Below are 20,939 nucleotides of genomic sequence, written 5' to 3'. Positions count from 1 at the left end.
GTGAAGGGCAGCGTGGTAAAGCGGCTTAAACCAGCAAAATAGTGAAAAGTGCTAATGGTTTTGTAATTAGATATGCATTTAAATCGATAAAAAGGTACCGTACAAAGCGGTTTAAAGATTTTATGATGAAATCTATATTTGTAATACAAAATGCTCTGTACGGTCAAATTTGAGGTAAATTAACCTATTGGTAAAAATAGGAATTAAAACATGGAAATATTAAAACGACGATTCTTTAAAAAACGTAAACAGTCTATGCAAATAATGCACAAAAAATTTATTGCAACGGCTGTTGGGTATGTTCCTTGGGGAGACGGAGCAGCAGAGTATTTTTACAACCTCTACGAATATGAAGATGGCAGGAGAGAGTGTGAAAAGTTTGATGGTGGTCAGTATTACGAAATACCTAAGAATGCGGATTTTAGTACCAAAGCGCAAGTACAAGTAAAAGCATGGATTTACGGTGGTGCTATTCCGAAAAGCGTTCTCAATTACGAACCGCTCATTGATGAGATCAACAAGAAAATCAAAAAATTATCAAAAGCCATTTGATGTATTTTAAGCGAAAAATCGGTCAAGCCAAGTCTTAATTGCTAAGGAGGCTTACTTGCTCTAAAGACGAAATATCCGGTATGGGATTATTATGCCGTGCTTGCCACAGATCATGTTTTTGTTGTAATTTAAGCCAAAATTCCGCATCATTTAAACCCGCTTTTTCTAACCGTAAAGCTAAGTTAATACTCATCGCTGCATGACAGTTTAAGACGCGCGATAGAGTTAAACGTGCAACACCAAGATGATTTGCAGCCTCTGTTACTGTTAAGCCTAATTCATCAAGCAATTCTTCTTTCAAAATACCACCAGGGTGTGGGGGATTGTACATCATAATATTAGTATTTATCGCATTGAACGAAGCATGGCATCACGTAAAATGGCGTTAATCCGCGTTTGATATCCTTTCCCTTGACTTTTAAGCCACGCTAGCACGTCTGAATCCACACGCACAGTTGTGACAGTTTTCGTTGGTTTATAAAATGGATTGCGAACGGCGCTTTTCCAGAACGCATCATTGAGTGTTGGAATATCACTATGATCAATTGCACTGTCCGGCATTGCAGCTAGTTTATCAATTTCAACTCTCTGTTCATCTGTCAAAGGTGGTAAGTTACCTACATCAATTTCATAACAAACTTTCTTCTTCATAACGTTTCCTCTCTTTCAAGTTGGCTCGCCGCGCTGAAATAATACGGATTACCTCTATGCCATCTCTACCGTCATGGACAGTATGCGCTACGAGCAGCAGTAAAAAACCATCCACAAGTCCCAAAGTTTGCCAACGATATTCGCCGTTTTCAATACGGTCTTGTTTAACCATGGCGAATGGGTCGGCAAAAACACGTGCAGCTATTTCAAAACTTACACGGTGCTTTCTAAGATTACTTTTTGCTTTAGTTTCATCCCATTCAAATCTTATTTTCATATCTTATGTTAATACATTTATGTATGTATATCAAGAGTTTTAAATGAACACTGAAATATCTATGTTTTTTGTATATTAAACATAATTTTATATGTTAAAAAACAACAATATCATTTTGAAATAATTGAAAAAATATGCAAATCATGCTAAGATTTAGTATGTATTAAAATACAAATTTAAGGTAAGAAAAAACATGCTAAATAAAGTGATGTTAATCGGGCGTTTAGGTGCTGATCCCGAAAGCAAAACAATGAATTCTGGAGCAGAAATAGTCAATTTTCGGCTGGCCACTTCTGAGAACTATACAGATAAAAACACACACCAAAAAGTAGAGAAAATAGAATGGCATTCCGTAGTGGTTTTTAATCCACATTTGGCAAAAATTGCACTTCAGTATCTAGGCAAAGGTTCAAAAGTTTACATAGAAGGAAAATTACAGACACGCAAATGGCAAGATAAAAACGGTGGTGAACATTATACAACAGAGATTGTTTTACCACAATTTAAAGGCGAATTGTATTTGCTTGATGCAAAGAAAGAACAATCCACTCCTTCACATGTCACTTCTCAAAGTTATGCTATCGCTTCAGGTGCTGATGATTATGGCATATCTGCTCATGACAACATGCCATTTTGATTGAAAAAAATATAACAAAAAGAAAAATGTGGGATCCCACAGATTAGGGGATGTATGAGAGAGAAAAATGCTTACATTTCACAAGTGAAAGTACGTCAAGATCCTGTTAATCAATTGGCAATTGAAATGCGTGCTAAACGCTTCTGCTTGACCATAGAAGAGGCTAAAAATCCGCTTGCTGGTACCTATATTGGGCGGCTGTGTTTGCAAGGCGTGCTTACTCAAGACCAGTATGATGCTGCGCAAAAATATCTTGAAGTGAAAAATGACTATTCGTGTGCAAAAGGTTTACCAAGCGCTGTTTATGATGAAATACCATCATCTTCTGATGACAAAGCAAGAGAGAAATGGGTTGAATTTGCAACAGAACAGTTTTCTAATATGCAAGAGGCGATAAAAGAAACACAACATCTCTATAGACAGTATAATCTTTATGCAGCAATACAATATATTGTTGTCGAAGACCAAACATTACCACATCTTGTGAATTCATTGCGGGTCGCTCTTAATGCGCTTCATAAATATTTTGACAGAAAAACTAAATGGTAAATGTTTTATTGTTATTTTCCTATAAAATATGGAAAGTTATTGAAGGATAAGTTCTAGAGAGAGCATTTTATGTATATAACAAAATTACGTAAAGTTGGAGGGTCAGTTATGCTCTCAATCCCGCCCGCATTGCTTGATGTTCTTCACCTTACTGAAAATACGCAAGTGGGTTTGGCTGTTGAGAATGGACAATTGGTTGTAAAACCACAGACATTCCCTAGCTATACTCTTGGAGAATTGTTAGCACAATGTAATTCTTCAGATGATTTAGCAGATGAAGATATGGAATGGTTGGATGCTAAGCCTGTTGGCAGAGAGCTCTTGTAATGAAGAGGGGGGAAAGAGGATTGCGTTATGACGATATCTATTCGGTTGCCAAGTGATCTTGAAACGCGTTTGAATAATTTAGCTGCTAAGACAGGACGTACAAAGTCTTTTTATTTACGCGAGATTATTGAACGTGGAATAGAGGAAGCAGAGGATTATTATCTAGCCTCACAAGTAAGAGAGCGCGTTCGAAGAGGAGAGGCAGCTTTTTATAGCTCTGAAGAGGTGAGGAAAGAGCTTGGCTTGGACGATTAGATATGAAAAACTAAGAAAAAATTTGCATAAATGTTTTTTAGAAAAATTTACAACTGCTTAGATATCATAATAGATACTGTATCAAGTGTCCGTAAGATCTGTCGCAATTAAAATATTTATTTTTAAAAATCGCCTCTCGCATTTGAATATTAAACTGTCTGCTTTCTTCGTTGAAAGCCTCTTTCAATGTTTTCATTTTTTCAGCACTGAAGATTATATTTAGCTTCTCTTGTCCTATAAGTGTATTCCAATAGCTTAACCTATCATAGCATTGATTTAATTCTTTCTATTGCTCCTAGTTGATAAGCTCTCTCAAATGTTGGAATATCTTCAGAATTTTGTAGATTATCTTTTTCTTTATACTCATTTAGTCGCCATTTCACCTCGTCGGCAGAGCAATCCTCATCTAAAGCAATATATCCTTCTGTAACAGCTTCAAAAAGCCTTTTATAATGAATAAACATTTTTCTTGCTATTCTATAGTCATCCGAAATGTCATACAACAATGTCAGTAAATATTTTTTTATCCCTACTAGGCATTCATACTTAGGAGGCAAATGCCATAATTTCAGTATTTCTTCTATCCCTTCGTATTCTGTATTTTTAGACATTTCATCCCAGTAGATGTCAAGCGATTTATCATTTTTATAAAACCCATGTAACGCTTGTTTTTCGTACTCGGCTATGATCATATCATCAACCACATATAACCACCAATGCAACAAAAACATTGTAGATTTATGACATGTTTTTTCTGTAAGGGGATCTACGATTTTTTCAATAACTATCCCGTTTTTTTTCATGAGTCGCATTGTTTTTAGATAGCTTTTCTTAAAAGCTATGTGTTTCTTGAATACATTGATTTTTTCGCAATGCTCAGCAGAAGGTTCTGTTTCCAAAGCTTTCTTATAGAGAAACGGTATTTCTTTATATCCTTGAGTACAGATATCTTTTATGATGGGATGGTGATGTTCATAATCTTCACCTATCATTATGGGATCTTTTATTCTTAGTATATCCTTTTCCCACTGTCTAATTTCTTTATTCCATTGCTTAATCCATTTTTGCGATATTTTTTGAGCCTTCTTTAAAAGACTTCTATCCCATTTCGTAATTTGTTCTTTGTATATTTCTATTTCTCGATTTTTCTGTTCCTGAAGTAACTCGAATTGTTCTTCATAGTCATTCATTCTTAAATAGCCCCTAAAAGACAGCAAAGTTGCTATTATTAATATTCCTCCTATGACTATGATTATTCCCATTATTCCCCCCACTTTTTGCTAATCAATAATTTAGTGCTTCCCTATAATTGATTCGTTGAGAGGATACAATTGTGAGTGGTTGCTTGTTAAAGACACTAGATTTAGGTGAAAAATAAAAAAATACACAATATCGTGATTTTTTTTGTTGACAGGATGTGAAGAATAGTGTTTTATGGTGTTGCTGTACTAGTCGAATTGCGTCTAAAATTACGGTGAAGGTATAACCTCTCTTATAAGTTTATATGATTGTTCAGAGCCCTGCTTTTGCGGGGTTTTTTATTGTCTTGTTTAGAAAAAGAAACACACATGAAAACCACTGAAAAACTTGCAAAAAGAACGCCCCCAAAAGCAGGTCAGGGGCGGGTAAAAGGTGTGCCAAATAAAACAACACGTATTCTGAAAGAGGCAGTGCTTAAAGCAGCAGAGCGTGCTGGTAAAAAATATGGTGATGATGGTTTGGTCTCTTATCTCGAAAAACAGGCACTCAAATGCCCCGCTGCTTATCTGTCATTGTTAGGAAAGATTTTGCCTCTTCAAGTGACAGGGGAAGATGGCGGGGCGATTAAAATGATAGGGCGTGTGGAAATAGCGCCTTTGGTCAATGACGACACGACAGATTAATATTGTTCCAAAGCTTATACCGATATTTACAGGTAAGGCGGCGGTGCGTGCGGCTTGGGGAGGAAGAGGGTCTGGTAAGACAAGATCATTTGCCTTGATGGCGGCTTTAAAAGGCTATCAATTTGGCATGGGGGGGATTTCGGGGACTATTCTTTGTGCACGGCAGTTTCAAAATTCGCTAGCAGAAAGCTCTTTGGAGGAAATTAAACGCGCTATTGAAGCGCATGACTTTTTAAAAGACTATTACAAGGTTGGGGAGTCTTCGATTAAGTCGATTGATGGTCGTATAGCCTTTCAGTTTTCTGGTCTTGACCGGAATATTGCAAGTATCAAATCCATGGGGCGTATATTGCTTTGTTGGGTTGATGAGGCGGAGCCGGTTACAGAGACGGCTTGGCAAACGCTTATACCGACTTTGCGTGAAGAGGGAGAGGGGTGGAGAGCAGAGTTATGGGTGACATGGAACCCATTGCGAGAGAATGCCCCCGTTGAGAAGCGGTTTCGCTTTTCAGACAATGAGGCAATTAAGCGTGTTGAGATCAACTGGTCAGATAATCCGAAGTTTCCCAAGATCTTGAATGAAGCACGACTTGATGATCTGAGAAACCGCCCCGAGACCTATAAGCATATCTGGGAAGGGGATTATCTGAAAGCGGTTCAAGGCGCTTATTATCAAAAGGAAATGTTGGCAGCCGAGCAAGAGGGGCGGATAGGGCGTGTTGCAAGGGACCCCTTGATGCAAATACGTGCTTTTTGGGACATTGGGGGCACGGGAGCCAAGGCAGATGCGACGGCAATATGGATAGCACAGTTTGTTGGTAGGGAAATCAGAGTGCTTGATTACTATGAAGCACAGGGACAACCGCTATCAGAGCATGTAGGCTGGTTGCGTCAAAACGGTTATGAGAAGGCATTGATGGTGTTACCCCATGATGGTGCGACGAGAGACCGTGTGCACAATGTGAGTTTTGAGAGTGCCTTGAATGATGCGGGCTTTGAAACGCAAGTGATCCCTAATCAGGGAGCAGGGGCGGTGAAGATGCGCATAGAGGCAGTGCGTCGTATTTTACCCTCTGTTTGGTTCAATGAAGAGATGACAGTAGCAGGGCGTAAGGCACTGAATTGGTATCACGAAAAATGGGATGAGAAGCGCGGTATTGGTTTGGGGGCAGAGCATGATTGGTCCAGCCATGGGGCAGATGCCTTTGGTTTAATGTGCATTGTCTATGAAGCACCACGCGTTAAACCCAAGCAAGAGCGTTATCGCACTATGGAAAGAGAAGCGGCATCATGGATGGCATTCTAAGTCAGGACTTTCAAAAAACGACAATCCTCGATGAGTATGAACTCTATAAGCGTTTAAAGTCTTGGTACGCAGAAGATATTGAACATGTCAATGAATGGCGTGAACAGGCGCGTGAAGATTTTGATTTTTATAATGGTCGTCAATGGGCGGAAGAAGATCTTGCGGTTTTGAAAGAGCAACGCCGTCCTGTCATGACTTTTAACCGCATTGCGCCACTTGTGAATGCAATTGTTGGTGCAGAGCGTAATAATAAGCGCGAAGTGCAGTTTCAACCACGGCAACTGGGAGCAGCAATACCGAATGAATTGCTTACTGGAGCAGCAGAATGGTTTCGTGATGAGGCAGAGGCGGAATATGCCGATTCTGATGCTTTTCAAGATATGGTTATTTGCGGTATGGGTTGGACAGATACACGGCTTGATTATGAAACAAATCCCGAAGGGATACCTGCTGTTCAACGTTTAGATCCCTTAAAAATGGTTTGGGATGCCAATGCTATCAGACCAAATCTCGTTGATGCACAGCGCATGTGGTATGTTGATCGCAAATCCGTTGAGGATGCGAAAAGTCTTTTTCCTGATGTGGCTGTTGAAGATCTTAACGCCGATTGGGCTATCGATAGTACAACCGCTTCTGAGGATTATCATGTGTCGCTTGATGCGTATCATGATGACCCCAATGCAGCTTCTCTATCAGAGCCGTGTTTTGGAAAACGCTATGTTACGCTGGTTGAATGCCGTTGGTTTGAATATGAGACCACTTACAAGGCGCGTGATCTTCAAACCGGTCAAATGCGCAACTATAGCAAACAAGAGTTTGAACAGCTTCAAAGAGTGATGCCACAGCTACAAGGTGTGCGTTTTAATAAAAAAGTGGTTAGACGCGCCTTTCTGGGACGGCGCCTTTTAGCAAAGCCCGATAAGCCGTTAGCACCTGATGGGCAGTTAGGCTGGGAATGCATCACGGGCACGCTGGATAAGCTTAAAAACCAGTTTTACGGGATTGTTCGCCCCGCAAAAGATCCGCAAAAATGGTCGAATAAATATTTTAGCCAAGTGATGTATATCCTCAATAGCCAGTCTAAGGGCGGTTTGATGGCAGAGCGAGGTGCTTTTGATGATGAGCGCCAAGCGTTAGAAAGTTGGGCGCGAACGGATACCATTACGTGGTTAGAGAAGGGAGCACTTACAACTGGAAAAATTCAACCAAAGCCAAGTGCACAATTTCCCAGTGGATTTTTCCAGCTGTTTAATGAATCGCGTGAGGCGATAACGCATGTAACAGGGTTATCGGCTGAGTTTATCGGAACACGGGAGGTCAACCAAGCAAATGTGCTGGAAAATACACGCCGGCAATCAACGCTTAATTTGCTTGCAGGGCTTTTTGACAATCTCAAGCTTTATCGGTGCAGACAGGGAAAGATTATTCTTTATCTTATCCAGAATTACCTCTCAGATGGGCGTTTGGTGCGTATTTCTGGACCAGAAAATGCGCAGTATGTGCCCTTAACACGTGAAGCTGTAACGACGCTTGAATACGATATTATTGTTGATGATTCACCAACAAGCCCCAATGAAAAAGAGAGAACTTTTGCAGCAATTACGCAGATGTTGCCGTTGCTTGGTGGTTTCTTAACACCAGAAATGATTCCAGATCTTTTAAAGCTTTCGCCATTACCGGCAACATTGGTGGCAAATTTAACGGCAAAAGCACAGCAAGCGCAACAAGAACAACAGCAACAGCAGCAGATGCAACAAAGCCAAGGAGCACAATTAACGCCAGAACAACAAGCAAAGATTGCAGCTTTACAACAGGAGTGCCAAGCAAAGGGCAAACTTTATCAACTTGATGCACAGCAGAAACAAGCAGCGTTGCAGCAGAAAAATATTGAGCTTTTCTTGAAACAAGAACAAGCGCGCATGCAGCTCGAACTTCAACGGGCAAAAAACGAGATAGAGCAGCGTGACCTAGAGCGAAAAGCGTATCGAGCGCAGTTGGAACAGTATCGAGCAACAACCGAAAGAGCGCGAATCTATTAAAGGAGCAAAAGAGAATATGGAAGAAGAGTTTACACCTGAAGAGCAAGCAATCTATGATGAACATTTCACTAGTGATCATCCTGTTGAGTTGGTTGAGCCAGAGCAAGTTGAAGAGGTGTTTGAAGCAGAGGAAAGTTCTGAAAAGCCATTAGCAGAACCAGCTCAACAGCAGCCAAGTGATGATAAACTAGAGCAAGAACGACAAGCACGCCAAAAGGCAGAGCAAAATGCCATAGAAGCGCGTGAACTTGCCATTGAGTTTGCACAAAAATATGCGCAAATGCAAGAAGAGGCAGCAAGATACCGTGATGAAAATATCCCTACCCTAGAAGATGATCCAAGAGCACATGTGGCATGGCTTAGTCATAAGGTACAGGAACAACAGAAATTGCTTGATGAGTTTTCTCTGATGAGAGAAAGCCAGGAACGTGTGAGGCAAGAAGAATATGAACGCCAGCAATTAGGAGATTATTTTGAAGAAGCCAAAGCGCAAGTGCAAGATAAATATCCGGATTTAGACAATATCACCGATTATCTCTATCAAATAGCAGACAATACTCTACAGGCACAAGCAGGTCTTTATCCGCAATGGAACGACCCCATGGCACGCCAACAACAAATTGGTGTTGAACTGCGTCAAATATGTCAGCAATGCCAAAAAGCCGGCATAAACCCAATCGAGGTGCTTGTGCAAAAAGCAAAGGCTTTTGGCTATAGTGGAGCATCAATGAAAGATGAGGTAGGGGGAAGGGACGAAGTAGGAGCTCTTCAAGAGCGCTCTCAAGCAGCACGTACACTTACAGCGCGCGGCGGACAAGTTCCAACAGGCGGTATGGATGTCAGAACGCTCTTTTCCATGCCAGAAGCCGAATTTGCTATATGGGTTGAGAAAAATCCCGAAAAATTTGAACAAATTATGAGCAGAGCATGAAAATGTGCGCGTGAGCGCAACACAGAGAACCAAATGGTCATGATCGTTTGGGGGGCCGCAAGGCGCGTTTTTTTTTAAAACCAAGAAAGGCATTGTTTGAAATGGCAGTAACACAGGTAAATCTTAATGACCCATTAGCCGTTGGCGTTTGGGCTAAGATGCTAAACACAGAAACTTCAAAGGCGTTGCCTATTGCACCGCTGATGGGAAAAGGCAAAAACAGCATTATCCAAGTATTGGATATGTTAGGAAAATCCGCTGGTGACTCTGTGACGAGCGGATTACGCGTTCAACTCATGGGGGATGGCGTTAGCGAGGGACAAACGCTCGAAGGAAATGAAGAAGCACTGCAATTTATGAATGAAACGGTGCGCATCAATGAGCTTTCTCATGCTGTCCGCGTAAAATATGAAGGCACCATTGATCAACAACGTGTTTTATTTAATCTACGGACAGAAGCAAAAGATGGGTTGGTTGATTGGTATGCAGACCGTTTAAGCTTGATGTTTTTTATTCAGGCAGCAGGTTATACAGCACCATGGATTCATTTTGAGGGGCGTACCATAACGCTTAAACCGGTTCATTATGGCTTTAATGCACCATTAGAACCAAGCAAATTGCGCCTTATTCGCCCTGCCAAGAAAAAAACAGATGAAGAGCTTACAAAAGAAGATACTTTTACATTAGATCTTATAGATAAAGCTGTTGAACGCGCTAAATTGGCAAATCCACGCTTGCGTCCGGTTCGTGTTGATGGAAAATCGGCTTATGTGATGTATCTTCATCCAACACAAGTAACCCAATTGCGTACCAATACACAAAATGGTCAATGGTTGGATATTACCAAAGCAGCTTATGATGGTTCGCGGTCTAAAAATCCTATTTTTGATGGCTCTCTGGGTATGTATAACGGTGTCATTTTGCGTGAAGCTGAACATGTCCCCAATGGTGTTAATTCAAAGACAGGGGAGCCTGTTCCCTCTGTTCGTCGTGCTGTTTTGCTTGGTGCACAAAGTATCATCATGGCTTATGGGCGCGTTGGCAATGGAGCAACAGGAGGCGATGGGAAAGGCGGGACACGTTATAAACTTGTTGAAGAACTGTTTGATTATCAACGTGAATTTGGTTTGGCTGCAAAGACCATTATCGGCATGAAAAAATCACGCTATAGCAGCCCACATTCTGATCAAGGGGGACAAGACTTTGGCACGATTGTTATCCCTTCTTTTGCTGAAGCAAGCTAACAATTTTAATTTCATGAAAGGATGATAATGATGGCAGAAAATTCTACCATTACAACGGAAAATGATGAAATTTCTGAAGCTGTTGAACCTGTTGCCATGATAGATGAGGGATTGCCGCCTGTTTTGCAAGGACGCAACAATTGTACGCAGCAGGTGAGTTTTTTACGCTCACGTGTTAAATGTACAGACCAAGGGTTGATCACAAAAATTGGTGTTCTACCCCGAGGGGCTTTTATCAAAAGCATTAAAGTTTATGCCGTAACAAATTTTGAAGATGTAACAGCTATATTTGGAAAAGAGCCTCATAGTAATGATTATGGAACAAGTGGTCTTTCGCAATTTAGCGATGGCAATGTGTATGTGCCCATGGAAGTACGAGATGTTCCATTAGAAGCTGAAAATACGATTTATATGACACGAGACAAGAAAAGCACCAAAGGTGATGCTGAGGTGATTGTTGAGTTTTACACCAATCGTTAAAGGCACAAATTTAAAGGCATAAGGGGACGTTTGTTTTTTGCACGCCCCCTCATGTTTGGAAGAAAATAATATGACAATAATAGTACAGACAGGTGGTCCGATTGGCGACAAACAGACCCTTGTTCCTCACGACAAAAATTTCATTCAGATGGTGAATGATATCCAAGATGAAATAGATGATCAAACAGATGAATATGTTGATCAAGTTCAAAAGGCGATATTTTCAGCCATTCGGTTTTGTGAACGATGGCCTTTTTATTTTAATGAAAGTCGCGAAGTTGTTTTGACCACTCTCAAAGGGAAAAGCCGTTATGGAGCCGAGGAAAATCCAGTTATTCCGGCGGCTATTCGCATTGTTGATGCTTACATTTATGAGGATAATCACAGCAAATCAAAGCTTTTGCATACAGATCCACTCGTGATTGAGAACCTTGAGAATGATTGTAACCATGGCATGCCTACGCGATACAGTTATTTTGAACAAAAGCTTATTTTGTATCCAACTCCAGACCGTATCTATTCTATCAGGCTACTTCTTGATCCTATCAGAATAAAAGATATTGAGAGTGTACAAGAAGCTTCAATATGGTTTTTGGAAGCCTATGAACTGATTAAAACACGTGCAAAATATGAAATTTATACGAATATTATTAAAGAACCACAGATGGCAGCGGCAGCTTTTGCTATGTTTCAAGAGCAACTCGATGCGCTTCAAATTGAGACCTCACGGCGCAAGAATTTATTGAAAATTCAACATACGGATTTCTGATGACTTTTATTCCTATTGCTGAATTTAGACCAGATGTTGCATTTATTAATACGGGTTATTCTCGTGAGATCGTCAACGTTTTGCCTGCACAAAATTCCTATATTCCAGTTCCCAAAGTTGCACCGGTTTCAGAATCTTTTCCGGATGTTATTTTAGGGGTCTATGCAGTACGCTCATTGAGTGGTGTGCGTATCATTGTAGGAACATCAACAAAGCTTTATGAATATGATAACAGCACACGCGGCTGGAAAGATGTGAGCAAGTTTGGCGAACCCTATCATGCTAATGAAACAGCCCCTTGGTCTTTTGCTGTCTTTGGTGATTACATCATTGCTGTTAATAACAATGATACGCCGCAAATACTGGCATTAAAAACAGCAGATAGATTTGATGATTTAGGAGGCAATCCCCCGCGTGCTGGACTTGTTCGTATTTGGGGAGATTTTGTCTGTTTGATGAAATTAACAGATAAACCAAATCGTGTTCACTGGTCCGGTCTTAATGATGCAACACATTGGAAGGTTGGTGAGAAAAGTTGCGATTATCAAGATTTTCCCGATGGTGAGTTTGTTCAAGGGTCTACACAAGCAACCAATCCGCTGATTTTTATGCGTTCTGCCATTTATCATGCAACCTTTGTTCCAGGGTCTAAAATAATATTTAGTTTTGTAAAAATAAAAGACAAAATAGGAGCAAAAAGCAGCAGCGCAATTGCAAGTCGTGGTGACTATACTTTTTTTGTCTCTGATGATGGTTTTTATCAAATCAACAATGCAGGTGAGATGTTACCTATTGGGTTTGGCAAAGTCGATAAAACTATCTTTACGCTTTACAATAACTTTGCCATTGATGAGATGAAAGCTTGTATTGATCCAGTCTATTCGCGTGTTTATTTTTCTATAAATGACGATATGATGGGCTTGAATATCTATGTTTATGATTGGCTCTTGCAAATATGGAGCGTCATTAAAGGCGAGACACTTCTCTTATTTCCCCTCTTTGCGGCAGGTTATACATTAGAAGGCTTAGACGAAGTACAAGCATGCTTGAAAGATTTACACGCTTCTCTTGATAGTAAAATGTGGCAAAATGGGGCGCCAATGTTGGGAGCGTTTACTCCAGACAATAGGTTTGGTTTTTTTGCTGGTCCTCCTATGGAAGCTGTCATTGCTTCACAAACTGTAGGCGATACAGGCAGGCAGATCAACTTGATGAGTGAGGCTTTTGTTCAAGCAGATACGACAAATGGTTTTTTAAGCGTTGGAGCTGCTTTTATCATTGATGATAGAAATCAATTAAATTGGGCAAAAGAACGTTACGCTGGCTATAGCAGCGGGATGTACAATATTCGCTCACGCGCTCGTTATCATGCTTTGCGACTGAGAATACCAGAAAGCACACCATGGACTCATATAACAGGCTTTGATGTGACACTAAAACCTGCAGGTATAAGATGAATTTTAGAATTTATAACACGCAACAATGGAGTGCTGAACAAATGGCGCCCTATTTGGATAAGGTTATAAAATCAATATCTTATTTTCAGAAAAAATTCCCTGATGATTATACGATCGAAATGATTTTAAAGGATATTTTGAAAGGAGAAAAACTGCTCTGGATTATTGTGGATGAGCAGGAAAACTTCCTGGCACATGTCACAACAGAATTACAAAAACTTGTCACAGGCGCTTTGCGGGCCGTGATTGTGACATTGGGGGGAAAAGGAGGAGCGCCCCTAACGAAGCTTATTCCCCAAATTGAAGCCTATTACAAAGAAAAAGGGGCAAAAGAACTTATCATTATCGGTCGGCGTGGCTGGGAAAAATCCCTTAAATCGCATGGCTATTTCGTGAATCTTTTAGAATATAGAAAGCAGCTTTAACATGGGAAAAAGTTCAAAACCAATTCAAACGACGCAAAATACCACGCAAACAAATGCACCACCTGAATGGGCAAAGGGTATCTTTGAACGTGCAGCTCAAGATGCCATGAAGTTTTATAATCAAGGCAGCGGAAAAGCCGTTTATGATGGTGAACGTGTTGCAGGTTTAAGTGATCAAACAAAAAATGCGATTAATGGGCTTAACAACGTTGCTTCTCATTATCAGAACAGTACTTTAAATGGATTAGCTACAGGGCAAAATTCAACCAGCCAAAATTTAAAAAACATGGCTTCTGGTCACGAGATAGGCAATAATCCTTACTTTAACGAAGCGCTGCAAAATGCATTAAATAAAGCGACGAACACAATTAATAGTTCATTGGCGGGTGCAGGGCGTTATGGTTCTGGTGCGCACACGGGTGTTTTGGCAGATGAGTTAGGTGGTATAGCAACAGGGGCGTTGTCACAGCAATATAACCAAGACGTCAATAATATGATGAATGCCAATAGTCTTATTGATCAAGCCAATCAAAATCAGTTGGCTGGTGCTAATAACTTTTTTCAAGGTCAAAGTCAGGCAAATATCAATGCATTGGCAGGCAGCGGTTTGCTTGATGCCAATCATCAACAACAATTAGACGAACAGCGACAAAAATGGGAACAGCAGAATAATCTTGATTGGGACCAGTTAAGTAAGCTGCTTGCAGCTGGTACGGCTTCTGCTGGAAATTACGGAATGCAAACGGGACAACAAACCCTATTTACTCCGCAACCAAAACCTAATCCATGGGAAATTGTTGGGAATGTTGGAACTATTCTTGGTACTTTTGCTGGACTTAGCGACATCAGAGCGAAAGAAAACATCACAGATGCAGGGCAGAAAAATGGCTATAAACTCTATGAATACAACTATAAGGGCTACCCAGAGCGTTATCGCGGGGTGATGGCACAAGATGTTTTGAAGTTAAAGCCCGAAGCCGTTTTTTTACATAATACCACAGGCTTTTTACATGTTGATTATGGCAAGCTTGGATTTGAAATGGAAAGGGTGCAGTGATGGAACAGAACAGCTTTAATACTTTATCACTATTTACGAATCCAAAAGTTTTGCGCCCTTTAATATATCAGGGTCTTCTTCAGTTACCTAAATATCTTTTTCAAAAACATTCTACGCCCCCAACTACGCCATTTGAAGGACGATACAAGCCTAGTTTTTTAGAACGTGCTGCTTTTAGCACAACCCCTTTTGATGCGAGCGATGAGTCTGATAATCCAGAAAAAGTCAATTTTGGTGGACTTATTCGTGGCGCTCAAACAGGAGGAGGAGAAGTTGGAAAAAAAACGCCAGCAGAATTGATTATGTCTACGGATGATTTAAAAAACCAAATGCCTCCCTTGCCGGATTATTCAAATTATTTTGTCAAAGCGAAAGAGGGGGTAGAGCAAGACAAGCATGGCATTTCAGAGCAAAAAGTCGTTGAAACATTGCCTTCTCAATCTTCCTTTGGTGCGAACATAGACAAATCTGATGGGAATGAGGCAGGGCGACAGCAAAAAGAGGCGATGGATTATCTTGCTCAATTTAATGGGAAATCTATGGCAGAAAAACCTTTGAAAAACGATTCAGAAAATGATGAAAAAAGTTTTTTTGAGGCACCAATACGAGAAGAAAAACATTTGAATGCACACTTGCCGGAAGAAAAATATTTAAAATCCGATGATCTTTCTAATCAGGCAACAGATTATGTAAACGCCGTTGGAAATTTTATCCATAAAGACGCAAATCCAAGCAGCTTATGGGAGCGTTTTAGAAAATCAGAATTCTCCGAACATCTCATGGATTTTTTTGCAGGGTTGGCTTCTGGAAAAACACCGCAAGAAAGCTTTTCAAATGCAGCGATCATTATGCGGCAAGGCAATAATGTACGTGCACAAAATAGACCAATTTTTGAATTTTTACGCTCAAAGGGGTATAACGATAAAGATGTACAAGCAATTGTACAATACCCTGATCTTGCCATGAAAATTATTGGCAGTACATTAAGCCCTCAGACAGGTTCTAGTCAGCAAACTTTAGATTTCTTGCGTTCAAAAGGATATAGTGATGAAGACGCAAAAGCAGTTGCGCAATATCCAGATTTAGCTCAGAAGGTCATAGGGAGCACGTTAAGTCCTCAAGAAGGGTATAGAACACTCACAGCAGAAGAAAAGGCAGAACAGGGATTGCCAGAGGATATGGCTTTCCAAGTTTCAACAAGCACAGGGAAAATTATACCTGTACAAGGGGGGCAACGTTCCACTGCTTCTGGATTAGGAGGGGATATGAGTAGCATGCTGTCAAAGCCTGAAGCTGGCTATATGTATGTTAAGGATAAAAATGCTCTTGGTGGTGTACGTGCGATGCCAATTACAGGCAGTGGTGCAGAACATAAATTAATTCAAGAGCAGCGCGAACAGGAAATTAAAGACCAGCAAAGACAATTGCAAATTACGGACCAGCTTACCAGAGCAAATCTGGCAATCTCATCGGCAGAGAAATTAAGAAAAATAATTGATGAAAGTCCACACACTGTTGGTAAGATTGGTTATTGGTTCGCAAAAATTCCTGGAACAGGGCCTGCACAATTTGGGCATATGCTCGATTCATTGAAGGCAAATATCGGTCTTGACGCTTTAAGAAAAGCAAAAGCATTTTCACCAAATGGTGCATCTGGCTTTGGGAATTTGTCTAATATGGAATTGCAAGCATTGCAAAATTCTGTAGCAGCACTCAATCAAGATCTTTCATCAGAGCAAATGAAAGAGTCTTTAACAACAGTTATTGAGACTTTTAATAAATCTAATGCAGCAACGCGGGCAATCCTTTTTGGTGGTGCAGAGGCAACAAGCGAACTCGTTCGCGCTGCTTATGGGGAAGATGCTTATAAGGGGAATAAGGGAAATCATGCACAGTCAAATGATTCACTAGAAAAACAGATAGAAGCATTGCCGGAAGGCATATTGTTTATAGATCGAGATGGACGCATTAAGGAAAAAACCAATGGCTGAATTAATACCCCCTCTCATTCATAGAAAAAATACAAGAGTCATAGGGCATGTGAGTGATTATACACCAGAACAACTGCAAGAGCTTTTCTCGAAGAATAAAGAAAGGCTAAAGGGTTCTTTTGCAGAAAATAATGCGATCACAGAAGAAGATGATCCACATCCAAGTACGGCTGGTGCTTTTGGCTGGGGGGCTCTTCATGGGTTAACCCTAGGCTATGATGATGAAGCAGCAGGGTTGGCATCAGCACTTTGGGAGGGGTTGTGGAATGGAACAGATAAGGCAGTCAAAAAATATAATGAAGTAACAAAGCGATGGCGAAATTATCAAAGAGCGGCAAACCGAGATCATTTTTATGCATCTCTTGCGGGGAATTTAACGGGTGCTGCGGCACCCATAATTGCTTCTGTGCTCTTTCCTCCTGCGGGAGGGGCTGCTGCTGCGACGGCGTCAGCTCGTGCAGCAATTGGGGCTGATGTTGTCTTGGGGAGCAGAGCAGGTCTGGCAGGAGCACAAATAACCAGTAAAGCTTTAGCAGCAGGAGAAAGGGCGGTACAATCTGCTTTGGCTGAGGGGGCAGAGCGGGCAGCGGCAAAAGCGGCAGGTGAAGCGGCAATGAAAGCCGCTGCAAGCAAAGAAGCAGCAAAATTTAGCTTGGGGCGTGCAGCAAAAACCGGAGCCATTTATGGGGGGATAGCAGGCAGTGGTGAGGGGGAGGGGTTAGAGGATACTGTAGCAACCACACTGTTTGGTGCAGGGCTAGGTGGTGCAACGCCATTTGTTGCCAGTGGGGTATCCAAAGTAACACCTTTTATGACAAAATCACTTAAAGCAGTATTGAGAGGACCTATAAGTCCAGCTGAAATGGCGGCAAAAGCAGCGCAAATGCCAGAAAAAGAGGCATTTCACATAAGCGATAGAGCGCTTAGAGATGTAAGTCGTACTTTAGGGGACGAAGGGGTTGATAAGCTGGAGAGAGCATTAAGGCAGCGTGGTCCTGATTCAATGATTATTGATCTTCATGATGGGCTTGCTGCAAGAGCTTTTAGGGCGGCAAAAAAAGATCCTGATACCTATTCACTCATAAGTAATCGTTTGAATGAAAGACAATATGCCAGTGATAAGCGAGTAAGTGATGCCTTGACAGAGGTGTTGGGTCCAAAGGTCGATACGCTCAATTTAAAAGAAGAAATTATTAAGCAAGCACAGAAAAAGGCTGAACCATTTTATGAGAGGGCAAAAGCTTCTCCTATTTCAAATGCTGTTCGTGAAGATTTATCGCGCTTGCAAGAAACCCCCGCATTCCAAAAAGCATACAAAAAAGCAATTGCACAAATGCCAAATGAAGTGGATGCAACCGTTATAGGAAGCAACGGATATCCAAAGCTGAATATGCGGATTTTACATAAAATGAAAGAGGTTTTGGATGATCAAATTAACGCTGCTCATATCAAAGGAAAACGAGGGTATGCTCGAGATTTGACTGATTTTAAACAACGCATTCTGGACATTTTGGATACGTCATCTCCAGATTATGCGAAGGCACGAAAAATTTATTATGACGAGCGTACTATCGGTGATGCCTTAGAGCAAGGAGAGCAAGCACTGAAGAAGAGCGTTAATCTTGATACAATCAACAGCCAACTTTCAGATTTGGGGTTAATGGAAAAAGAGGCTTTTCAAAAGGGTGTGCGATCACAAGTAGAACATGCAGCAGGTAATGCACAAAATTTTGACCACAGTCTTTTGAGTTTGTTTGACACAAAAAATGGTCAAGAAAAATTACAGCAGATTTTTGGTGAGGATAAAGCAAAACAGCTTATGAAAGTGTTGCGCCCAGAAGTGGAAAGAACAAAGCTTTTTGCACGATTGCCAAACCATATGGGTGAAGTCGAAGAAAAGGCAGTAGAACAAGCTGTGAGTGGAGGAAAGCTTCACCTTATCAAGGCGGTTATAAAAACTTTATCAGGAAAATGGGGACGTAGAATCTTAGCAGTCCGTAGAGATACTGAAAGAGATATTGCAGCTCTCATAACAGCACGAGAAAAAGGAGATTTTGGGTTGGCAAGAGAAAAAGCAGTAGAATTAATTAAGACGTTTCATGAAGCGGAAAAGAAACGCTTAATTACCAAAGAAGATCACACAAAATTCATCAATTTTATTGGCATTATTTTGAATAGTAGTGTTGATAGAACGGTTATGAACTAATGATCAATTTTCATCCCAATGTGAAGCATGCCATCTCACAGGCAGCACAAAAATATGGTTTGCCAGAAAGCTTTCTTGAACGGGTAGCCATGATAGAAAGTAATGGCAATCCAAATGCAAAAAACAGCAAAAGCAGTGCAGGGGGGCTGTATCAATTTCTCGATTCAACAGCAAAGCAATATCAACTCAATGATAAGTTTGATCCCTTTCAAGCAACTGATGCTATGGCACGATTGACAAAAGACAACACGCGTTATTTAGCCACAGCATTAGGCAGAGAACCATCAGAAGCGGAACTTTATCTGGCACATCAACAAGGACCCGCAGGGGCTGTAAAGCTTATCAAAAATCCAAAGATGCCAGCAAGCCAGCTTTTAGGGCGTCAAGCAGTTGTCCTTAACGGAGGAAATCTGGAAGCAACCGCAGGGGATTTTATGAATCATATTTATGGGCTTTACAACAACACGCAAGATGCTTCGAATGGTATGACACAACAAAGCTGGGGCAATAGGCAGAGCAGAGCAAATGAAGAGGTTCCATTGCATGGTGTTGAGAGATTTCAAAGGGCGATTCAAGGTGTTCAAGCGAGAGAACCATTGATGGCGTATAATACGCCATTGCATGAAAATACACCATTGCAGGGGCAAGGCATTGACGCTGGTACTCTTAAAAAGGGTGTGATGAATTTGGTTGATTTGATCAGGCGTAATGCAGATGCACAAGATAAACAAACACAAATGGCACATCAACAAATGATGCAGCAACCAATGATGGCGGGGTTTTCACAATCAAGTGCACATCCGATAGACTTAACTCCCTTAATTGATCCGTCAAGAAGAAATCCTGTTCGTTCATATGGACAGCAAAAAAAGCAACAATTACGAGAAGAGTTATTAAGAAGAACGGGGGTTTATAATGTCTGATATTTATGATTGGTCGTTAATGGCTGATAAAAATGCCCATTCTGATACCATGATTAATTGGGCAGAAGGACAACCACCCAGTTCTGTCAATGATAGTGCGCGGGTCATGATGCAGCGTGTACGTGAATATCTTGCAGATAATGGTGGTTCTCTTGATGCAAACTTTATGGTGAATGGACAAGACAAAACAACAGCCATAACGTTAACGATGGTTTCACCTATAGCAAAATATAAAAATGATATCATGCTACGCTTTAAAGCACGTGGGACAAATGTGGGATCTGCAACAATAAATGTGAATAATATAGGCGAAAAGCCACTCTATAAAGCAAGCAATATGGGAATAGTGCCCTTAGAGGGCGGTGAGTTACAAACGGGTGGTATCTATGAAATCGTCTATAATGATGGCGTATCAACAAAAGCACAGGAAGGTTGGTATCTCTTAAATCCCACCCCACTTCCACCTCCAAAGATCGAAACTTTCCCTTGCGGGTTTATTGCAACCTTTGCTATGCAAGAACTACCAAATGGTTGGCTTTTATGTGATGGAGCAACCTATAAACGTAAAGAGTATCCGCAATTGTTCAAGGCAATAGGCGATAAATGGGGAAAAGACAGCGATACAACTTTTAAAGTTCCAGATTTGAGAGGAATGTTTTTACGCGGCTTTGATAATGGTCGCGGCTTAGACAGAAGTAGGCAATTTGCAAAAACGCAGTATGATGCTATCAAAACACATACACACACTGCAACCATTGAAGAAGCGGGGGAACATACCCACAACTTTCGGTATCAAACATTCGGATGGCCAGCCAATAGAGTTGGTCGAAGAAACCCATATTATGATCCCGATTACACCACAGGAGTAACAGAGCCTGCTGGAGCACACACCCATAAGGTAACCATATCTTCAACAGGTGAAAGCGAAACACGCCCTGTGAATACAACAGTTGTTTATGCCATAAAATCGTGAGTTCTTT

At 40.9% G+C, this 20,939-nt stretch carries 23 protein-coding genes; 19 read left to right on the top strand and 4 right to left on the bottom strand.

Annotated elements, in window-relative coordinates:
* Nucleotides 1–210 precede the first annotated feature (210 nt).
* Nucleotides 211–552, top strand: a complete 342-nt coding sequence (locus ABD915_RS02660; protein ID WP_345114773.1) for a hypothetical protein — start codon at nt 211–213, stop codon at nt 550–552.
* Between the two features lie 34 nt (nt 553–586).
* Here ABD915_RS02660 and ABD915_RS02655 read toward each other — a convergent pair whose 3' ends face one another.
* From ABD915_RS02655 to ABD915_RS02645, 3 genes are read right to left on the bottom strand one after another with little or no spacing between them, the layout of a single operon-like run.
* Nucleotides 587–886 carry a HigA family addiction module antitoxin gene (locus ABD915_RS02655; protein WP_345114770.1) on the bottom strand — a complete coding sequence of 100 codons (300 nt, stop codon included), beginning with the start codon at nt 884–886 and terminating at the stop codon, nt 587–589.
* A gap of 11 nt (nt 887–897) precedes the next feature.
* The gene (locus ABD915_RS02650; protein ID WP_345114768.1) at nt 898–1,203 is read right to left on the bottom strand and encodes a BrnA antitoxin family protein; all 306 of its coding nucleotides are present in this window, start codon (nt 1,201–1,203) and stop codon (nt 898–900) included.
* Nucleotides 1,181–1,480, bottom strand: a complete 300-nt coding sequence (locus tag ABD915_RS02645) for a BrnT family toxin (protein ID WP_345114766.1) — start codon at nt 1,478–1,480, stop codon at nt 1,181–1,183. Before ABD915_RS02645 ends, ABD915_RS02650 begins: the two co-directional genes overlap by 23 nt.
* A 193-nt stretch (nt 1,481–1,673) precedes the next feature.
* Here ABD915_RS02645 and ssb point away from each other — a divergent pair, with 193 nt between their 5' ends.
* The 4 genes from ssb to relB all read left to right on the top strand — a co-directional run bounded on the left by ssb (nt 1,674) and on the right by relB (nt 3,248).
* On the top strand, nt 1,674–2,117 hold the full coding sequence (ssb, locus tag ABD915_RS02640; RefSeq protein WP_345114763.1) for a single-stranded DNA-binding protein: 444 nt from the start codon (nt 1,674–1,676) through the stop codon (nt 2,115–2,117).
* 54 nt (nt 2,118–2,171) lie between these two features.
* Nucleotides 2,172–2,666 (top strand): hypothetical protein, encoded by a 495-nt coding sequence (locus tag ABD915_RS02635; protein ID WP_345114760.1) that lies wholly within the window; start codon nt 2,172–2,174, stop codon nt 2,664–2,666.
* 69 nt (nt 2,667–2,735) lie between these two features.
* Nucleotides 2,736–2,993, top strand: a complete 258-nt coding sequence (locus tag ABD915_RS02630) for an AbrB/MazE/SpoVT family DNA-binding domain-containing protein (RefSeq protein ID WP_345114758.1) — start codon at nt 2,736–2,738, stop codon at nt 2,991–2,993.
* Nucleotides 2,994–3,020: 27 nt separating this feature from the next.
* Nucleotides 3,021–3,248: a type II toxin-antitoxin system RelB family antitoxin gene (relB, locus tag ABD915_RS02625; protein ID WP_345114756.1), complete on the top strand. Its 228-nt coding sequence runs from the start codon at nt 3,021–3,023 to the stop codon at nt 3,246–3,248.
* A gap of 263 nt (nt 3,249–3,511) precedes the next feature.
* Here the strand turns inward: relB and ABD915_RS02620 are convergent, their stop codons facing one another.
* The gene (locus ABD915_RS02620) at nt 3,512–4,438 is read right to left on the bottom strand and encodes a hypothetical protein (RefSeq protein ID WP_345114753.1); all 927 of its coding nucleotides are present in this window, start codon (nt 4,436–4,438) and stop codon (nt 3,512–3,514) included.
* A 378-nt stretch (nt 4,439–4,816) separates the two neighbouring features.
* On the opposite strand from ABD915_RS02620, the gene ABD915_RS02615 reads away from it, so the two are divergent.
* From ABD915_RS02615 to ABD915_RS02550, 14 genes are all read left to right on the top strand, one after another.
* Nucleotides 4,817–5,131, top strand: a complete 315-nt coding sequence (locus ABD915_RS02615; RefSeq protein ID WP_345114751.1) for a hypothetical protein — start codon at nt 4,817–4,819, stop codon at nt 5,129–5,131.
* Nucleotides 5,112–6,437: a PBSX family phage terminase large subunit gene (locus ABD915_RS02610; protein ID WP_345114749.1), complete on the top strand. Its 1,326-nt coding sequence runs from the start codon at nt 5,112–5,114 to the stop codon at nt 6,435–6,437. Before ABD915_RS02615 ends, ABD915_RS02610 begins: the two co-directional genes overlap by 20 nt.
* Nucleotides 6,422–8,476: a portal protein gene (locus tag ABD915_RS02605; protein WP_345114747.1), complete on the top strand. Its 2,055-nt coding sequence runs from the start codon at nt 6,422–6,424 to the stop codon at nt 8,474–8,476. Before ABD915_RS02610 ends, ABD915_RS02605 begins: the two co-directional genes overlap by 16 nt.
* Before the next feature lie 16 nt (nt 8,477–8,492).
* Nucleotides 8,493–9,407, top strand: a complete 915-nt coding sequence (locus tag ABD915_RS02600; RefSeq protein ID WP_345114744.1) for a hypothetical protein — start codon at nt 8,493–8,495, stop codon at nt 9,405–9,407.
* 101 nt (nt 9,408–9,508) lie between these two features.
* A complete protein-coding gene (locus tag ABD915_RS02595) occupies nt 9,509–10,651 on the top strand; it encodes a N4-gp56 family major capsid protein (RefSeq protein ID WP_345114741.1) in 1,143 nt (380 codons plus the stop codon).
* A 30-nt stretch (nt 10,652–10,681) separates the two neighbouring features.
* Nucleotides 10,682–11,131: a hypothetical protein gene (locus ABD915_RS02590; RefSeq protein ID WP_345114792.1), complete on the top strand. Its 450-nt coding sequence runs from the start codon at nt 10,682–10,684 to the stop codon at nt 11,129–11,131.
* 70 nt (nt 11,132–11,201) lie between these two features.
* Complete coding sequence (locus tag ABD915_RS02585; protein WP_345114739.1) at nt 11,202–11,900, top strand: phage adaptor protein; 699 nt, start codon at nt 11,202–11,204, stop codon at nt 11,898–11,900.
* A complete protein-coding gene (locus tag ABD915_RS02580) occupies nt 11,900–13,357 on the top strand; it encodes a hypothetical protein (RefSeq protein WP_345114737.1) in 1,458 nt (485 codons plus the stop codon). The genes ABD915_RS02585 and ABD915_RS02580 overlap by 1 nt, the downstream gene beginning before the upstream one ends.
* A 41-nt stretch (nt 13,358–13,398) precedes the next feature.
* A complete protein-coding gene (locus ABD915_RS02575) occupies nt 13,399–13,782 on the top strand; it encodes a hypothetical protein (protein WP_345114789.1) in 384 nt (127 codons plus the stop codon).
* Between the two features lies 1 nt (nt 13,783).
* Entirely contained in the window at nt 13,784–14,839 is a 1,056-nt protein-coding gene (locus ABD915_RS02570; protein WP_345114734.1) for a tail fiber domain-containing protein, read from the top strand.
* A complete protein-coding gene (locus tag ABD915_RS02565) occupies nt 14,839–16,830 on the top strand; it encodes a ubiquitin family protein (protein ID WP_345114732.1) in 1,992 nt (663 codons plus the stop codon). The genes ABD915_RS02570 and ABD915_RS02565 overlap by 1 nt, the downstream gene beginning before the upstream one ends.
* Nucleotides 16,823–19,036: a hypothetical protein gene (locus ABD915_RS02560; protein WP_345114730.1), complete on the top strand. Its 2,214-nt coding sequence runs from the start codon at nt 16,823–16,825 to the stop codon at nt 19,034–19,036. The genes ABD915_RS02565 and ABD915_RS02560 overlap by 8 nt, the downstream gene beginning before the upstream one ends.
* Entirely contained in the window at nt 19,036–19,959 is a 924-nt protein-coding gene (locus ABD915_RS02555) for a transglycosylase SLT domain-containing protein (protein WP_345114727.1), read from the top strand. The genes ABD915_RS02560 and ABD915_RS02555 overlap by 1 nt, the downstream gene beginning before the upstream one ends.
* Nucleotides 19,952–20,932, top strand: coding sequence for a tail fiber protein (locus ABD915_RS02550; protein WP_345114724.1), 981 nt, complete (start codon nt 19,952–19,954; stop codon nt 20,930–20,932). Before ABD915_RS02555 ends, ABD915_RS02550 begins: the two co-directional genes overlap by 8 nt.
* Nucleotides 20,933–20,939 lie beyond the last annotated feature (7 nt).

The sequence above is a fragment of the Bartonella jaculi genome (assembly GCF_039543045.1).
GTDB classification, from domain to species: Bacteria; Pseudomonadota; Alphaproteobacteria; order Rhizobiales; family Rhizobiaceae; genus Bartonella; species Bartonella jaculi.
The sequence above is the reverse complement of the archived record's forward strand: the minus strand, read 5'-3'. Positions and strand labels throughout refer to the sequence as shown.

What these genes read in the sequence shown, in the direction of transcription:
- ABD915_RS02585 (WP_345114739.1), top strand. Translation starts at nt 11,202, where the DNA reads ATGACAATAATAGTACAGACAGGTGGTCCGATTGGCGACAAACAGACC.
- ABD915_RS02595 (WP_345114741.1), top strand. Translation starts at nt 9,509, where the DNA reads ATGGCAGTAACACAGGTAAATCTTAATGACCCATTAGCCGTTGGCGTT.
- ABD915_RS02655 (WP_345114770.1), bottom strand. Translation starts at nt 886, where the DNA reads ATGATGTACAATCCCCCACACCCTGGTGGTATTTTGAAAGAAGAATTG.
- ABD915_RS02600 (WP_345114744.1), top strand. Translation starts at nt 8,493, where the DNA reads ATGGAAGAAGAGTTTACACCTGAAGAGCAAGCAATCTATGATGAACAT.
- ABD915_RS02660 (WP_345114773.1), top strand. Translation starts at nt 211, where the DNA reads ATGGAAATATTAAAACGACGATTCTTTAAAAAACGTAAACAGTCTATG.
- ABD915_RS02620 (WP_345114753.1), bottom strand. Translation starts at nt 4,438, where the DNA reads ATGAATGACTATGAAGAACAATTCGAGTTACTTCAGGAACAGAAAAAT.
- ABD915_RS02630 (WP_345114758.1), top strand. Translation starts at nt 2,736, where the DNA reads ATGTATATAACAAAATTACGTAAAGTTGGAGGGTCAGTTATGCTCTCA.
- ABD915_RS02560 (WP_345114730.1), top strand. Translation starts at nt 16,823, where the DNA reads ATGGCTGAATTAATACCCCCTCTCATTCATAGAAAAAATACAAGAGTC.
- ABD915_RS02570 (WP_345114734.1), top strand. Translation starts at nt 13,784, where the DNA reads ATGGGAAAAAGTTCAAAACCAATTCAAACGACGCAAAATACCACGCAA.
- ABD915_RS02605 (WP_345114747.1), top strand. Translation starts at nt 6,422, where the DNA reads ATGGATGGCATTCTAAGTCAGGACTTTCAAAAAACGACAATCCTCGAT.
- ABD915_RS02575 (WP_345114789.1), top strand. Translation starts at nt 13,399, where the DNA reads ATGGCGCCCTATTTGGATAAGGTTATAAAATCAATATCTTATTTTCAG.
- relB (WP_345114756.1), top strand. Translation starts at nt 3,021, where the DNA reads ATGACGATATCTATTCGGTTGCCAAGTGATCTTGAAACGCGTTTGAAT.
- ABD915_RS02615 (WP_345114751.1), top strand. Translation starts at nt 4,817, where the DNA reads ATGAAAACCACTGAAAAACTTGCAAAAAGAACGCCCCCAAAAGCAGGT.
- ABD915_RS02555 (WP_345114727.1), top strand. Translation starts at nt 19,036, where the DNA reads ATGATCAATTTTCATCCCAATGTGAAGCATGCCATCTCACAGGCAGCA.
- ABD915_RS02635 (WP_345114760.1), top strand. Translation starts at nt 2,172, where the DNA reads ATGAGAGAGAAAAATGCTTACATTTCACAAGTGAAAGTACGTCAAGAT.
- ssb (WP_345114763.1), top strand. Translation starts at nt 1,674, where the DNA reads ATGCTAAATAAAGTGATGTTAATCGGGCGTTTAGGTGCTGATCCCGAA.
- ABD915_RS02610 (WP_345114749.1), top strand. Translation starts at nt 5,112, where the DNA reads ATGACGACACGACAGATTAATATTGTTCCAAAGCTTATACCGATATTT.
- ABD915_RS02590 (WP_345114792.1), top strand. Translation starts at nt 10,682, where the DNA reads ATGGCAGAAAATTCTACCATTACAACGGAAAATGATGAAATTTCTGAA.
- ABD915_RS02645 (WP_345114766.1), bottom strand. Translation starts at nt 1,480, where the DNA reads ATGAAAATAAGATTTGAATGGGATGAAACTAAAGCAAAAAGTAATCTT.
- ABD915_RS02565 (WP_345114732.1), top strand. Translation starts at nt 14,839, where the DNA reads ATGGAACAGAACAGCTTTAATACTTTATCACTATTTACGAATCCAAAA.
- ABD915_RS02580 (WP_345114737.1), top strand. Translation starts at nt 11,900, where the DNA reads ATGACTTTTATTCCTATTGCTGAATTTAGACCAGATGTTGCATTTATT.
- ABD915_RS02550 (WP_345114724.1), top strand. Translation starts at nt 19,952, where the DNA reads ATGTCTGATATTTATGATTGGTCGTTAATGGCTGATAAAAATGCCCAT.
- ABD915_RS02650 (WP_345114768.1), bottom strand. Translation starts at nt 1,203, where the DNA reads ATGAAGAAGAAAGTTTGTTATGAAATTGATGTAGGTAACTTACCACCT.